Below are 14,790 nucleotides of genomic sequence, written 5' to 3'. Positions count from 1 at the left end.
TGCGGCAGACACGCAATGGTCAGGAGGTGATCACGCGCGCGCCGGGGACGGGTCCGTGCACGTGCAGCACACGCGATCCCGGCGCCGCCGAAGCGGCGAGTTCGGACGCCAGCGCCGACGCCCCGCGCTCATCGGCGGCGAGGAAGGCGACGGTCGGCCCGGACCCCGAGACGAGCCCTGCCAGCGCACCCGCGCGGTGACCTGCGCGCAGCGTCTCGGCCAGCGACGGCCGCAGCGAGAGGGCGGCGTCCTGCAGGTCGTTGCGGACGGCCGCGGCGAGTGCGGCGGGATCGCCCGCACGCAGCGCCTGCATCACGACGGGGTCGGCGGCGGGGACACCGTGGGCCGGCGCGATGTCGGGCAGCTCTCTCAACCGGTCCAGTTCCCGGTACACCGCGGGGGTCGACAGTCCGTCCTCACTCGTCACGAGCACCCAGTCGAAGCGGCCCCGTGCCAGCGCCGGAGCGAGCTCGTCGCCGCGCCCCGTGCCGATGGCCGTCCCCCCGAGCACCGCGAACGGCACGTCCGCGCCCAGGGGCGCCGCGAGTTCTTGCAGTTCGAGGGTCGTGAGAGCTCCGCCGAGCAGCTCGTTGACGGCCACGAGAGCCGCCGCGGCATCCGCCGAGCCTCCGCCCATGCCACCGGCGACGGGTACGCCCTTGTGAATGTCGAGGTGGATGCCGCCGCGCCACCCCAGCCGCTCCGCGACGCGCCGCGCGGCGCGCACGGCGAGGTTGGACTCGTCGAGGGGTACACCCGACACGTCCAGATCGCCGGTCACCGTGAGCGTGAAGTCGTCCGCGACCCGCGCCCACACGTCTTCGTACGCGGACACCGCCTGATACACCGAGGCCACGTCGTGGTAGCCGTCGGGCTGGACGTCACCGACGTCGAAGGCGATGTTGATCTTGCCGGGCGCACGCACGTGCACCCGGCGACCGGCCGCCGCAGCGGTCGTCACGAAGCGTCCGCCCACACCTCGCCGATACCGGCGGAGATGACGTCGATGCGCTCGAGCTCTTCCGCGTCGAAGGCGGGACCGTCCACGGCCGCGAGGTTCTCATCGAGCTGCTGCGGGCGCGAAGCGCCGATGAGCGCCGAGGCCACCACGCCGTCGCGCAGCACCCACTGCAGCGCGAGCTGCGCGAGGCTCTGTCCGCGCTCACGGGCGATCACGTTCAGCGCGCGCAGGCCCTCCAGCGCCGTATCGGTCAGACGGCGCCCGGGCAGCGACGAGCGCTCCTGCGACCGGGCCGAGGTGCCGTCGCCGAGATAGCGATCGGTGAGCAGGCCCTGCGCGAGCGGCACGAAGGCGATCGCCCCCATCCCCTCCTCCCGGAGCACGCCGGTCAGGCCGTCTTCGATCCATCGCCCGAGGATCGAGTAGGACGGCTGATGGATGATCAGCGGTGTGCCGAGCTCACGCGCCACCGCGGCCGCCTTTGCCGTCTGCTCGGGCTCGTACGACGAGATGCCGACGTAGAGCGCCTTGCCCTGACGCACGAGGGTGTCCAGCGCCGCGACCGTCTCCTCGATCGGGGTGACCGGATCGAAGCGGTGCGAGTAGAAGATGTCGACGTAGTCGAGCGACATGCGCGTCAGCGACTGCTCGGCGCTGGCGAGCAGGTACTTGCGCGATCCCCACTGGCCGTAGGGCCCGTCCCACATGTCGTACCCGGCCTTCGACGAGATGATCAGCTCGTCCCGGTAGGGCCGGAAGTCCTCTCGCATCATGCGCCCGAAGTTCGTCTCGGCGCTGCCGTAGGGCGGGCCGTAGTTGTTCGCGAGATCGAAATGGGTGATCCCGCGGTCGAAGGCGTGGCGCAGCAGCGCGCGCTGGTTGTCGAACGGCACGTTGTCGCCGAAGTTCCACCACAGCCCCAGCGAGATCGCCGGAAGATACAGCCCGCTCGAGCCCACCTGACGAAACGCGGAGGCGGAGTAGCGGTCGGATGCCGCGGCGTACGGACGGTGCAGGTCGCCGCCGCGCGAGGCGGGGAAACGCTCGGAGGTGTCGGTCACCCGTCCAGGCTATCGACCGCGACCGCTCACCGGGCCTGTCGCTCCCGAAACGCGCGGGAAACGCCGGCAACGTACGCTGAGGCTCTCCGACGATGAAGGGCGGTCCGCGTAATGGCAGCACTGGAGGCACTCTCGCCGCACCCGCATCCCTGGTCGAGCCTGCTGGCCCGCGACGACCTGCGCTGGGTGGACGGCATCCTCCACATCGTCCACGACGACCTCACGCCCGAGATGGCCCGCATCGCGGACATCGGACTCGTCGCCGACGCCCTGGTCGCCGCCGGCATCGATCCGCTGCTCGCCCAAGACGACCACGGCGCCGTGGTGATCGTGGTCGATGCCGCGGAGGGACGCGCGGCCCTGCGCGCCCTCGCCGCCACCGGAGCGCAGGAGCCCCTGTACGCGAAGACGCCGGGCGGTCCCGCCCGCCTCGCCGTCGATCTGCCCCTCCCTGACGCCGACGCCGTGTGGGCTCTGCGGCTGTTTCGCCCGCGGATCACGCAGAGCGGATCACTGCGCTACGGCAGCGCGCAGGGGGTGCGTCTGGAGACGTGGCGGACGGCCGGCGAGCTGGTCCACACGCCACGACCGAACGCGCTCACGCGGCGGGTCTTCCCGGCATCCGACCTCGTTCCCACGACGGTCTGGCGCTATGGCAGGTCGTGGCGCACCGTGGTGGGCATGTTCGACGCACGCCCCCACCAGGTCAGCGTCGACATCGACATGGTCTTCTCCTGGGTCGACGGATCGGCCAGCGAGTTCCAGCGACAGCGCGCCGCGCAGCAGGAGGAGTACGTCGTCGGCAAGGGCGACGACGGGCCCGCCCGCTACCGTCACGTCGACGAGCTGCGGTATGCGCTGCGCAGCGTCCACATGTACGCACCCTGGGTGCGACGCATCTTCATCGCCACCGACTCGCCGCATCCCGCCTGGCTGGCGGAGCACCCGCGGGTAACGGTCGTGCGCAGCGAGGAGTTCTTCGCCGACCCGTCCGTGCTCCCCACGCACAACTCCCACGCCGTCGAGGCGCAACTGCACCGCATCGACGGGCTGGCCGAGCACTTCCTCTACTCGAACGACGACATGTTCTTCGGCCGCCCCGTGACGGCCGAGATGTTCTTCACCGCGGGCGGTCTCACCAAGTTCGTCGAGTGCGACGTCCGCATCGGGGCCGGTCCCACGCGCACGGAACGATCCGGCCACGACAACGCGCTGCGCGTCAATCGAGAGCTCCTGCGGGAGCGCTTCGGGCGGGTGATCCTGCGCGACCTCGAGCACTGCGCGGCCCCGATGCGGCGAAGCGTGGCCGCGGAGGTGGAGCGCGAGTTCGCCGACGACATCGCGCGCACGGCGGCATCCCGCTTCCGCAGCGCGACCGACGTCTCGGTGACCAACAGCCTCTATCACTACTACGCGCTGATGACCGGACGCGCGATCGCGACGAACGAGCCGCGCGTGCAGTACGTGCAGACCACGATGGCCTCGTCACTGAAGAAGATGCGCCGTTTGGAGCAGCGCCGCGACGCCGACATGTTCTGCCTGAACGACGGCGGCGAGACGGAGGTGCCGGAGGAGCTGCGCGTGCGGATGCTCCGCGAGACGCTCGAGCGGATGTTCCCGGTGCGTGCCCCGTGGGAGACGCCGGTCAGTGCAGCACGGACACCGGGCGTGTCGGCGGCGCCGACGGCCGCTGCACGCCGACGCCGGTGATCCCCGCGTCCGCGAGGAGTCGCTGAGCCGCCTCGGGGTCGGTGTACTCCATGACGCGCGATACGTCGACCGGGACCACGGAGTGGACGACGGTGTCGTCGTACACGTGGACGAGGTTGTAGGACTGCGCGCCGTCCTGCGGACGGGTGCCGCCGACCGGCACGGTGAGATCCTGTGCGTAGCAGGTCGAAGAGGCGACCGAGACGGGGATGCCGGCAAACGTCGCGAACGTCGAGTAGTGGAGATGCCCGGCGATGATCGCGCGGACGTCGGTGCCGCGCACCACACGGGCGAGCCGGGCTTGGTCGCGCAGCTCCACGCTCGCCGCGAGCGCGAGCACGCTCGGCACGGGCGGGTGATGCATGGCGAGGATCGTGCCCAGCGGCGCGGGAGTGGCGAGCACCGCGGCGAGCCAGGCCAGCTGCGCGTCGCTGATCTCGCCGTAATGATGCCCCGGCACGGAGGTGTCCAGCGTGACGATGCGCAGGCCGTCGAACTCGTCGACGCGATCGACGGGGCGAAGGTCCGCATCCTCGTCGCCCCACAGCTCGCTGCGGAACGCGGCGCGATCGTCGTGGTTTCCCATCACCCACACCACAGGCGCCTCGAGGCGTGCGGCCACGGGTTCCACCATCGCGCGCAGCATCGCATAGGCGGCACGTTCGCCGAGGTCGACGAGGTCACCCGTCACCACGATCGCGTCGGGACGCACGCCCGACGCTTCGATTCCGGCCAACGCACGAGCGAGGTGTTCTTCCCCCGAGACGCGGTCCCAGATGCGCGAGCCGGCCGCGCGCAGATGGGTGTCGCTGAGATGGAGCAGGACCCGTTCGGGAGCAGGATGCTCGGCCATACGCATGGGCGCAATGTTACAAGCATGTTTCGTGACGGCGTGGTGAACATTGCGCGTCGTGTCGCCGATCGAGCGACGGCGGGCCCGCGGCGACGACGCCGGCGTGCCTTCCGATGCCTACCGGGGAGCGCGGGCGATGGCGACGAAGTCCGCGATCGTGAGCTGCTCACCGCGCGCCGTCGGGTCGACACCCGCCGACTCCAACACCACCGAGGCCGCGCTCGATGAGCCACCGAGTATCGGCGCCAGCGCCTGCCGCAGCATCTTGCGGCGCTGCTGGAACGCGGCATCCACCACCTGGAACGTCGCGCGACGCAGAGCCTCGTCGCCGCGCGGCTCGGGGTCACGACGGAACCCGACGAGCACGCTGTCGACGTTGGGCACCGGCCAGAAGACCTGCCGAGAGACGGTGCCGGGCAGCCGCCACGGGCCGTACCAAGCGGCCTTGACGCTGGGCGCCCCGTAGACCTTGGATCCCGGCGGAGCGGCGAGCCGCTCCCCCACCTCCGCCTGCACCATCACGACACCGCGCTCAAGGCCCGGAAAGGTCTCCATGAAGTGGAGCAGCACCGGCACGCTGACGTTGTACGGCAGGTTGGCGACGAGCACGTTCGGATCACCCGGAAGCGCGGTGACGCGAAGGGCGTCGGCATCCACGACCGTCAGCGCACCGTCGGCGACGCCGTGCGACGCGGCCGTGGCCGGCAGACGCTCGGCGAGGCGATGATCGATCTCGACGGCGGTGACCGCAGCGCCGGTCTCGAGGATCGCGAGCGTGAGCGACCCCAGCCCGGGACCCACCTCGACGACCCGGTCGGCGGCCGTCACCTCCGCGACGTGCACGATCTTTCGCACGGTGTTGGCATCGACGACGAAGTTCTGACCGAGCTTCTTCGTCGGTGTCACGTCGAGGTCGGCGGCGAGCGCGCGGATCTCGGCGGCTCCGAGCAGGGTCACGGGCATGCGCTCCAGCCTATCCGGCGGAGCCTGCACCACGATCGGCAGTGCGCTCGTCGCCTAGGGCACCCAGTAGCCGACGGCACACAGCAGACGCGTCTCGTCGTCGGCATCCGCGGGCGGTGCGATGGCGGGAGGGAACACGCCCCACTGGCGCCACTCGTCTGCGAACGCCACGACGTGTTCCTCGAGACCGGCGATCAGCTCGGGTGACAGATGGAACGGGATGCCGAGATGCTTCGCGATCTGCCACGCCTGGAATGCCCGGTACGTGGCCAGGTGCGCGAGCCCTTCGACGGCCGGGTAGTCGCCGTAGCTGAACCGGAACGTGTCGGCGTAGCCGCCGGCGCGGACGGCGGCGGTCGCGGCATCGTTGCGCGCGTCGTAGGCGCCGATCGGATCGTCGCCCAGCAGATCGACGCCGCGCAGGTCGTCGCCGTCGACCGCCGCGCGTCCGCGCAGGACGTCGGGAACCCACGCCTCGTCGTACGTGTGCGCCTGCAGGATGTCGCGGACCGTGGGGTTCGCCATGGAGGTCCACTCGGCAGGTGCCGACCGGGTGTGATCGGCCGGATCGATCCGGTCGATCACGTCGCGCAGGGCCGCGTCGGAACGCAGAAACAGCTCGTCGGTGTTCATGCGCCGACGCTAGCCCGGGCCACCGACATCGCTGCGCGCACGACGCCGGCATCCACCTGGCGCGCGATCAGGCGGATGCCGCGGCGCGGGCGGCCGCGGGCAGGGCGTCGACGATCTGCGCCACCGCGGCATCGTCGTGGGCGGCGGTGAGGAACCACGCCTCGAACGCCGACGGCGGGAGCGACACACCCGCGTCCAGCATCGCGTGGAAGAACCGGCCGTAGGCGGCGGTGTCCTGCTGCTGCGCCGTCGCGTAGTCCGACACCCCGCCGACCACCTCGGCGCCGAAGAAGACGCTGAAGAGGGTTCCCGCCCGCTGCAGCACGTGGGGCACCCTGGCCGCGGTCAGCGCCGCCGTCGCCGCATCGGCGACCGCGTCGGCCGCCGCTGCCAGCCGGGCGTAAGCGGATGCATCGGCCAGGCGCAGCGTCGCGAGCCCCGCGGCGACCGCGACGGGGTTTCCGCTCAGCGTGCCGGCCTGGTAGACCGGCCCCAGCGGGGCGAGCATGTCCATGACATCGGCGCGGCCGCCGACCGCGGCGACCGGCAGCCCGCCGCCGATGACCTTGCCGAAGGTGACGAGGTCGGGGACGACCGTCTCACCCGCATCCGCGAGCACCTGGGCGTAGCCGCCCGGGGCGGCGCGGAAGCCGGTGAGCACCTCGTCGCTGATCAGCAGGGCGCCCTCGCGGCGGCAGAGATCGGCGACGAACGTCGAGAATCCGGATGCCGGGGCGACCACACCCATGTTCGCCGCCGCCGCCTCGGTGATCACGGCGGCGATGCGGCCGGAATGGGTTGCGAAGACCTCCTCCAGCGCGGCGCGATCGTTGTACGGGACGACCAACGTCTGCGCCGCGACGGCCTCCGGCACGCCGGCAGAGCCCGGCAGTGCGAAGGTCGCCAGCCCCGACCCGGCGGCGGCCAGCAGACCGTCGGAGTGACCGTGGTAGTGGCCCGCGAACTTGATGAGGAGGTCGCGGCCGGTGGCGCCGCGCGCCAGGCGGATGGCGGTCATGGTCGCCTCGGTGCCCGTGGAGACCAGCCGCGCCTTCTGCACGGCCGGCACCCGTCGCACGATCTCCTCGACGAGCTCCGCCTCGGCCGGGGTCGGCGCTCCGAACGACAGTCCGCGCGCGGCGGCGGCCTGGACGGCGGCGACGACCTGCGGATGGGCGTGGCCGAGCAGCGCCGGGCCCCAGCTGGCGACGAGGTCGACGTAGCGGCGACCCTCGGCATCCGTCACATACGCGCCCGCGGCCTCGACGAGGAAGCGCGGCGTGCCGCCGACGGAGCCGTACGCGCGCACGGGCGAATCCACGCCACCGGGGATGACCGCGCGGGCACGGGTGAACAGGGCGTCGTTGGTGTCGGTCATGCGAGTGCGCGTCCCTCTCGGAGCCAGCCGGCGACCTCGATCGCCCAATACGTCAGAATCGCCTCGGCGCCGGCGCGGCGGATGCCGAGGATGCTCTCCCCGATCGCACGCTCACGGTCGATGACACCGGCGGCGGCGGCGTGCTCGATCATCGCGTACTCCCCCGACACCTGGTAGGCCCAGACCGGCGCGGACGACACGGCGGCGACCTCGGCGAGCACATCGAGATACGGGCCCGCGGGCTTGACCATGACGATGTCGGCGCCCTCGTCGATGTCGGCGAGGGCCTCCTGCACGCCCTCGCGGCCGTTGGCGGCGTCGAGCTGGTAGGTGCGACGGTCGCCGGTGAGGGTCGACTCGACGGCGTCGCGGAACGGACCGTAGAACGCCGAGGCGTACTTGGCGGAGTAGGCGAGGATCACGACGTCGCTGCGCCCCGCGGCATCCAGCGCCGCTCGGCACGCGGCGACCTGGCCGTCCATCATGCCCGACAGACCGAGGATGTCGGCGCCGGCCTCGGCCTGGGCGAGCGCCATCCGCGCGTACACCTCGAGGGTCGCGTCGTTGTCGACCGACCCGTCGGCGGCGAGCACACCGCAGTGGCCGTGGTCGGTGAACTCGTCGAGGCAGAGGTCCGCCTGCACCGTCAAACGTCCCTTCGCCGCCGCGGCCCCCACAGCGATCGCGCGATTGAGGATGCCGTCGGGGTCGGTCGCGCCGCTGCCGACGGCGTCGCGCACGGCGGGAACGCCGAACAGCATGATGCCGCCGATGCCGGCGGCGGCAGCCTCCTCGACGACAGCCGCGAGGCGGGCGAGGGGGTATTGGTGTACCCCGGGCATGCTCGCGATCGGCTGCGCCTCGGCGATGTCCTCCTTTACGAACACCGGCAGGACGAGCCGGCGCGGGCTCAGGTCGGTCTCGGCGACGAGGCGTCGCAGGGCCGGGCTCTGGCGCAGGCGGCGCAGGCGGCGGACGGGGAACGCGGTCATCGGGTGACCTCCTGGAGTCGGGGAAGGGTGTCGAGCTCGGCGATGAGGGCGTCGATGCTCTGTGTGCGCGCGGTGTGACCGACGACGAAGCCGAGGCGCTCCGCGTCGCGGGTGGTGCCCGGACCGATCGAGGCGACGAGGGTGGATGCCGGCAGCGCCCCGACCTGTCGGCGCAGCTCGCGTCCGACGCTCAGCGAGGTCAGCAGCACGATCGCGAAGCGGCCGGCGGCGAGATCGGCGGCCACGTCGGCGGCGAGATCGATGCCGACCGTGCGGTAGCCGATGCACACGTCGACGGCGAAGCCGCGAAGTTCCAGCTCATCGCTGACGACAGCTCCGGCGAGATCGGAGCGAACCACGAGGCAGCGCCCGGTCGAGGACGCCGTGTGCGCCGCGCACCACTGCGCGATCATCGCGTGGGCCGACGAGCGCCCCAGCGGGATGAAGTCGACGTTCGCACCCAGCTCGGTGACGGCGCGCGCCGTGGCCTGACCGACCGCCGCGACCCGCAACGACGTCGGCAACGCGCGTCCGCTCGCCGACAGGAACAGCGCGAGCTGCTCGACGCTGGCGGCGCTCGTGACGAACAGCCACTCGTAGTCACCGTCGGCGAGCCGGCCGAAGGCGGCGTCGCGCGCGGCCGTGTCGCGGGGTGGGGCGGTGCGGATCAGGGGCGCGATCACCGGTTCGGCGCCCCGACGCGTCAGCTCACCCGCGACGTGCTCGCCCCACGCGCCGCCGCGCGGCACGAGCACCCGCGCGCCGGCGAGTGCGGTCACCGCGGGTCTCCCGCGGGTCGCGGACCGAGCTCGGCGAGCTCGGCGGCCCCGGCATCCATCAGCGCGGTGACGACGACACCGGCCTGCGCTGCGCGCCCGGCCGCCGTCGCCAGTTCGGCGGGGTCGGCGGAGTGCGCGACCCGGACGGTGCGGGCGCCGTCGAGGGCGTAGACCTCCGCGATCAGCGTGACGGCGTCCGGCGCGCGCCGGGCGGAGATGCCGACCGGCGCGGCGCACCCGGCCTCCAGCAGCCGCAGTACGGCGCGCTCCCAGAGTGCGGTGATCTCGGCATCCGCATCGGTAATGGCGGCGATCTCGGCGGCGACCGGGGAATCCGCGCGCACCTCGACCGCGAGAGCTCCCTGGCCGGCAGAGGTGGGCCAGCTGTCGGCGTCGAAGCGGTCGGTGATCCGGTCGGTGCGGCCGATGCGGGTCAGACCCGCCTCGGCGAGCACGATCGCGTCGTACTCCCCCTCGTCGACCTTGCGCAGTCGCGTGTCGACGTTGCCGCGGATGCCGCGCACCTGCAGGTCGGGGCGGCGACGCAGGAGCTGGGCGACCCGGCGCGGCGACCCGCTGCCGACGACGGCGCCGTGCGGCAGCGCCTCGAGCGTGAGGCCATCGCGCGCGCACAGCACGTCAGCCACGGGAGCCCGCGGCGGGACGGCTCCGATCGCGAGGCCCGCGACGTCGGCCGTGGGAAGGTCCTTCATCGAGTGCACGACGAGATCGCACTCGTCACGCAGCAGCGCTTCACGCAGCGCCGCGACGAACACGCCGGTCCCGCCGAGCTGCGCGAGGGGCCCGGTGAGCACGTCGCCCGCGGTCGTGATCGGCACGAGCTCCACCGGGCGCCCGGTCACGGCCCGCAGCGCCTCGGCGACGTGACCCGACTGGGTCGTGGCGAGCAGACTCGCGCGCGTGCCGAGTCGCAGGGGCCCCATACCAGAGGTGTCGGTCGCCGTCACGGCGCAATCCCGGCGAGCGCGGGCTGGAAGCCGAGGCGCTTGTTCTCGCAGCATCCGGGGCGGCACACGTCGTACCAGGGACCGAGGTCGGTCTCGTGCGGTCGATCGGCGGCCGCGGTGCCGTCCAGGCGCTCGACCATGAGGTCGACCAGGCCCGAGACGTACGCCGGGTGCGTACCCGGAGTGGGCGTGCGGATCGCCGTGAGCCCGAGCTCGCCGGCCGTCTCCATCGCCTCGGTGTCGAGGTCCCAGAGCACCTCCATGTGGTCGCTGACGAAGCCGAGCGGCACGATGAGCACGGCCTTGCGACCGCGGTCAGGCAGCTCGGCCATCGCGTCGTTGATGTCGGGCTCGAGCCACGGCACCTGCGGCGGGCCCGAGCGGCTCTGGAAGACGAGCTGCCAGGCGCACGAGGTGCCCAGGCGCGCCATGATCGTCTCGGCGACCGCGGTGTGCTGTGCCACGTACGCGCCGCCGGCGCCGAAGCCGCGCTCGGGCGGACCGGAACGGTCGGCGTCGCTGTTGGGGATCGAGTGGGTCGAGAACAGGATCTCGATCTCGTCGTCGACGAACCCGTCGGCGTGCAGGCGCGCGAGGCCGTCGGCGACGCCCTCGGCGAAGGGCGTGACGAAACCCGGGTGGTCGAAGAACTGGCGCACCTTGTCGATCTCGACCTCCCCGGACAGCCCGGTGGCCTCGACGGCGTCGGCGAGATCTTCGCGATACTGGCGGCACGACGAGTACGAACTGTAGGCGCTCGTCGCGATCGCGAGCAGGCGCGTGTGCCCGGCGTCGTGGGCGTCCTGCAGGGCGTCGGCGACGTAGGGCATCCAGTTGCGGTTTCCCCAGTACACGGGCAGGTCGATCCCTCGGGCGGCGAGCTCGGCATCCAGTGCCGCCTTCAGCTCCCGGTTGTGCTCGTTGATGGGCGAGATCCCGCCGAAGTGGCGGTAGTGGTGCGCCACCTCTTCGAGACGCTCGTCGGGGATGCCGCGGCCGGCCGTGACGTTGCGCAGGAACGGGATCACGTCGTCCTGACCCTCGGGGCCGCCGAAGCCGAGCAGCAGCACGCCATCGTAGGCGACGGGGACGCTCGCGTGTGGCTCGCCGGCGCATGTCGCCGCCGTGGCGGCCGGTACGCGGCATCCGTCGCCGCAGACGGGAGCGGCGCTCGCACGGGGCGGCTTCGGGCGGAAGGCGGGATGCGCGGACGCGCTGCTCGGGGCGATGTTCTCGGCCATCAGCTCAGCACCTCCGCCAGCTCGTCGAGCTCCAGGCGCCGTCCCGTGTAGAACGGGACCTCCTCGCGCACGTGGCGCCGGGCGTCCGTGGCGCGCAGATCGCGCATCATGTCGACGAGGTGGATGGGATCGTCGCTCTCCAGCGGCAGCAGCCACTCGTAGTCGCTGAGGCCGAAGGTCGAGACGGTGTTGGCGACGACCTCGGTGAAGCGGGCCCCCTTGCGGCCGTGCTCCATCAGCATCGCGGCACGCTCGTCCTCGGGAAGCAGGTACCACTCGTAGCTGCGGACGAACGGGTAGAGGCACAGCCAGCCTCTCGCGTGCTCGCCGCGAAGATAGCCGGGCACGTGGCGCTTGTTGAACTCGGCTTCGCGGTGCACGCCCATCGCCGTCCAGACGGCCGTGTGGGACTGGAGCACGGCGGTGCGGCGCAGGGTGCGCAGCGCCTTCTGGAGAGCGGCCGGGTCGTCGACCCCGCCGGGCGCGGTGTGCAGCCAGATCATGAGGTCGGCCTCGGCGCGCATACCCGTGACGTCGTAGAGGCCGCGCACGGTGACGCCGCCGGCTGTGACCGCGTCGACGGCGGCGGACAGCTCGGCGATCGCGGCGGCGTCGGGCGCCACCCGCGGACGGGGTCCGGCCAGGACGGCGAAGAGGGTGTATCCGAGCGGGATCTGTTCGGTCATGCGGTGCTCCTAGGAAACCGGGTGGGTGTGGAGGGAGGAGGACGGGAGGGATGCCGCGAGCGCGCGGTCGAGCCGGCCGGCGAGGTCGCGGGCGTGCGGGATGACGGAGGCGAGGCCGGTACCGGCGGCGGCGGCCCCGGCGACGTGGACGCCCGCCGGAAGGTCGTCGGGAACACGGGCGCCCGCGACGGCATCCGTCCACTCCTGCACGACCAGGTCGACGACATCGGCCGCGGCCACGTCGATGCCGGTGAGGATCGAGACCTCGCGGGCGACGTCGGCCGCAGTGCTGAGCCCGCCGGCGGCGGCGTCGCGCGCCGAGAGGCGCACCAGGTGGATGCCGTCGGGTGTGGCGGCGCGCGCCCAGTCCCACTTGGCGGTGATGTGCGTGAGGGCCTTGGCCGCCGTGGGCAGCGCGGCGTCGACGATGACGCCCGAACCGATCGGCTCGGCGGCGAGCCCCGGGTGCGCGATCGCGGCAGCGACGAGGTAGACCCCCGCCGGAGTCTGTGCCGGCTCGTCGCTGCGCTCACCCCCGGTCGCCGAGCGCGCCGAGCGCGCCGAAACGTCGTGCCCCGCCAGCAGCCGCGCAACTTCCTTGGGCCCCGTCGCGATCACGACCTGACGCGCCGACAGGGATCCGCTCGTCGTCTCGACGGTGACCGTCGCGGCATCCGAGCGCACAGCGTGCACCGCGACACCGGTGCGGATCTTCGCACCGTGGGCCTCCGCGGCCTCCGCGAGTGCCGCGGGAAGCCGCCACATTCCGCCGGCGATGCCGCCGACGGCGGCGCCGGCGCGCTGCCCGGTCGCGATCGCATCCGCGGCCTCGAGAAGCGAGCCGCGGGAAACGACCTCGCGCCACATCCCGGGGTGCAGCTGGGAGAGCCGCGCGTCGGCCGCGGGTCGCGAGTAGACGCTCCGGCAGAGCGTGTCGACGAGCCGATCGGCGACACGCTCACCGAGGCGCTCGGCCACCAGGTCGTACAGCGACGGCTCGGCGTCGGCGGTGAGAGGCACCCGTCGCTCGTCGCGCGCGCGGGCGGCGCCGTCGGCGCCGATGATCGCGACGACATCGTCGGCCTCGGGGTCGGCGGGGATGCCGAGAACGGTCCGCCGCGGCAGGCGAGCGCGGCGCACGCCGTCGTCCGTGGCGACGGCGAGCCAGGCTCCCTGGGGGCGCGGCGCGACCAGCTCGAGCGGGAGCTCGGCATCCGCGACGAGAGCGGCCACCGCATCGGTACGCGTCGCGAACGACTCCGCCCCGAGATCGATGTCCACCCCGGCGAGCGTCCCACGCCTGAGCAGCCCGCCGACCTCCGCCGCCGCGTCGATCACGACCACGTCGCGCCCGGCGCGGGCGAGATCGTGTGCCACGACCAGCCCGCCCACACCGGCGCCAACGACGATGACGTCGGCACCGACAGCGCTCACGGGTGCGACGTCGCCGGAGGCGATCACCGCGCCGACTCCTCCGTGGCGCGCCACTCGTGCACGGTGCGCACGAGGTCGGTGAGCACGGTGGGGTCGGTGTTCATGGGCACTCCGTGGCCGAGGTTGAAGACGTGCGCCCGCGCCGCGCGTCCGGACTCGAGAGCGGCGTGCGCGGCCCGGCGGCGCACGTCCTCGGGGGCGAACAGGAGTGCGGGGTCGAGATTGCCCTGCACGGTGACGTCGCGGCCGATGCGGGCCACGGCGTCGTCGAGATCGACGCGGTAGTCGACGCCGAGGGCGTCCACACCGATCGACGCCATGTCGGCGAGGATCTCACCGGTGCCGACGCCGAAGTGGATGAGAGGTACGTCGAGGCCCTCACTGCGCAGGGCGCGAACGGGCTCCAGCGCAGCCGCGGATGCCGGGAGCACCGCGCGCCGGTAGTCGGTGGGCGCGAGCGCTCCGGCCCAGGAGTCGAACAGCTGCGCTGCGCTGGCGCCGGCCCGCACCTGCAGAGCGAGGAAGCGTCCGGTCACCTCGGCGAGCCAGGCCGTGAGATCGGCCCAGGCGGCGGGGTCGGAGTGGATGAGGCTGCGGGCGCCGAGGTGGTCCTTCGACGGGCCGCCTTCCACGAGGTAGGCGGCGAGGGTGAACGGTGCCCCCGCGAAACCGATGAGCGGCAACGGCTCGCCGCGGCGCTCACCCTCCTCCGCCAGCATCGCGACGGTGCGCTGTACGGCGTCGACGACGGCCTCGCCGCGCTCCTCCACGAGCGCCGGGTCGGTGCGCACGAGCTGTGAGATCTCCGCCGCCGTCCGCACCGGGTTGCGGAAGACGGGACCCCGGCCGGCGGCGATCTCGACCTCCACCCCGACGAGGTGCAACGGCACGATGATGTCGCTGAAGAACACCGCGGCATCCACCCCGTGTCGACGCACCGGCTGCATGGTGATCTCGCTGGCCAGCTCCGGGCTCAGGCACGCGTCCAGCATCGTGCCGGTGGCGCGCAGCGCCCGGTACTCGGGCAGGGAGCGTCCGGCCTGACGCATGAACCAGACGGGGGTGATCTCCGGACGATCGCCGCGGAGGGCGCGGACCAGACGTGAGGCGGAGGTGCCGTGCGCGGTCAGA

The 14,790-nt window shown here is 72.6% G+C and carries 14 protein-coding genes; 1 reads left to right on the top strand and 13 read right to left on the bottom strand.

What is annotated here, in order from left to right; translation table 11 throughout:
* Window positions 1-19 precede the first annotated feature (19 nt).
* Window positions 20-961: a 4-(cytidine 5'-diphospho)-2-C-methyl-D-erythritol kinase gene (locus tag HMPREF1529_RS09390; RefSeq protein WP_005052428.1), complete on the bottom strand. Its 942-nt coding sequence runs from the start codon at window positions 959-961 to the stop codon at window positions 20-22.
* On the bottom strand, window positions 958-2,022 hold the full coding sequence (locus tag HMPREF1529_RS09385; protein WP_005052424.1) for an aldo/keto reductase: 1,065 nt from the start codon (window positions 2,020-2,022) through the stop codon (window positions 958-960). The genes HMPREF1529_RS09390 and HMPREF1529_RS09385 overlap by 4 nt, the downstream gene beginning before the upstream one ends.
* Before the next feature lie 111 nt (window positions 2,023-2,133).
* On the opposite strand from HMPREF1529_RS09385, the gene HMPREF1529_RS09380 reads away from it, so the two are divergent.
* A complete protein-coding gene (locus HMPREF1529_RS09380) occupies window positions 2,134-3,732 on the top strand; it encodes a stealth conserved region 3 domain-containing protein (RefSeq protein ID WP_016464636.1) in 1,599 nt (532 codons plus the stop codon).
* Here HMPREF1529_RS09380 and HMPREF1529_RS09375 read toward each other — a convergent pair.
* The 11 genes from HMPREF1529_RS09375 to hemE all read right to left on the bottom strand — a co-directional run bounded on the left by HMPREF1529_RS09375 (window position 3,668) and on the right by hemE (window position 14,759).
* Window positions 3,668-4,591 (bottom strand): phosphodiesterase, encoded by a 924-nt coding sequence (locus HMPREF1529_RS09375; protein ID WP_005052418.1) that lies wholly within the window; start codon window positions 4,589-4,591, stop codon window positions 3,668-3,670. The two genes, HMPREF1529_RS09380 and HMPREF1529_RS09375, sit on opposite strands and share 65 nt — an antisense overlap.
* A gap of 111 nt (window positions 4,592-4,702) precedes the next feature.
* A complete protein-coding gene (rsmA, locus tag HMPREF1529_RS09370; RefSeq protein ID WP_016464635.1) occupies window positions 4,703-5,548 on the bottom strand; it encodes a 16S rRNA (adenine(1518)-N(6)/adenine(1519)-N(6))-dimethyltransferase RsmA in 846 nt (281 codons plus the stop codon).
* 54 nt (window positions 5,549-5,602) lie between these two features.
* On the bottom strand, window positions 5,603-6,181 hold the full coding sequence (locus HMPREF1529_RS09365; RefSeq protein WP_016464634.1) for a hypothetical protein: 579 nt from the start codon (window positions 6,179-6,181) through the stop codon (window positions 5,603-5,605).
* 67 nt (window positions 6,182-6,248) lie between these two features.
* On the bottom strand, window positions 6,249-7,559 hold the full coding sequence (gene hemL, locus HMPREF1529_RS09360) for a glutamate-1-semialdehyde 2,1-aminomutase (protein WP_016464633.1): 1,311 nt from the start codon (window positions 7,557-7,559) through the stop codon (window positions 6,249-6,251).
* Window positions 7,556-8,551: a porphobilinogen synthase gene (hemB, locus tag HMPREF1529_RS09355; protein WP_016464632.1), complete on the bottom strand. Its 996-nt coding sequence runs from the start codon at window positions 8,549-8,551 to the stop codon at window positions 7,556-7,558. The genes hemL and hemB overlap by 4 nt, the downstream gene beginning before the upstream one ends.
* A complete protein-coding gene (locus tag HMPREF1529_RS09350) occupies window positions 8,548-9,330 on the bottom strand; it encodes a uroporphyrinogen-III synthase (protein ID WP_005052409.1) in 783 nt (260 codons plus the stop codon). The genes hemB and HMPREF1529_RS09350 overlap by 4 nt, the downstream gene beginning before the upstream one ends.
* Window positions 9,327-10,298: a hydroxymethylbilane synthase gene (gene hemC / locus HMPREF1529_RS09345; protein ID WP_016464631.1), complete on the bottom strand. Its 972-nt coding sequence runs from the start codon at window positions 10,296-10,298 to the stop codon at window positions 9,327-9,329. The genes HMPREF1529_RS09350 and hemC overlap by 4 nt, the downstream gene beginning before the upstream one ends.
* Window positions 10,295-11,539, bottom strand: a complete 1,245-nt coding sequence (locus HMPREF1529_RS09340; RefSeq protein WP_005052405.1) for a ferrochelatase — start codon at window positions 11,537-11,539, stop codon at window positions 10,295-10,297. Before HMPREF1529_RS09340 ends, hemC begins: the two co-directional genes overlap by 4 nt.
* Window positions 11,539-12,225, bottom strand: coding sequence for a hydrogen peroxide-dependent heme synthase (gene hemQ / locus HMPREF1529_RS09335; RefSeq protein ID WP_016464630.1), 687 nt, complete (start codon window positions 12,223-12,225; stop codon window positions 11,539-11,541). Before hemQ ends, HMPREF1529_RS09340 begins: the two co-directional genes overlap by 1 nt.
* Window positions 12,226-12,234: 9 nt before the next feature.
* Window positions 12,235-13,713 (bottom strand): protoporphyrinogen/coproporphyrinogen oxidase, encoded by a 1,479-nt coding sequence (locus tag HMPREF1529_RS09330; RefSeq protein WP_232212092.1) that lies wholly within the window; start codon window positions 13,711-13,713, stop codon window positions 12,235-12,237.
* On the bottom strand, window positions 13,683-14,759 hold the full coding sequence (gene hemE / locus HMPREF1529_RS09325; protein WP_084675233.1) for a uroporphyrinogen decarboxylase: 1,077 nt from the start codon (window positions 14,757-14,759) through the stop codon (window positions 13,683-13,685). Before hemE ends, HMPREF1529_RS09330 begins: the two co-directional genes overlap by 31 nt.
* Between the last annotated feature and the right edge of the window lie 31 nt (window positions 14,760-14,790).

This window comes from Microbacterium sp. oral taxon 186 str. F0373 (assembly GCF_000411455.1).
Classification (GTDB): domain Bacteria; phylum Actinomycetota; class Actinomycetes; order Actinomycetales; family Microbacteriaceae; genus Microbacterium.
Note: the sequence above shows the minus strand (reverse complement) of the source record. Positions and strands in the feature narration are given on the sequence as shown.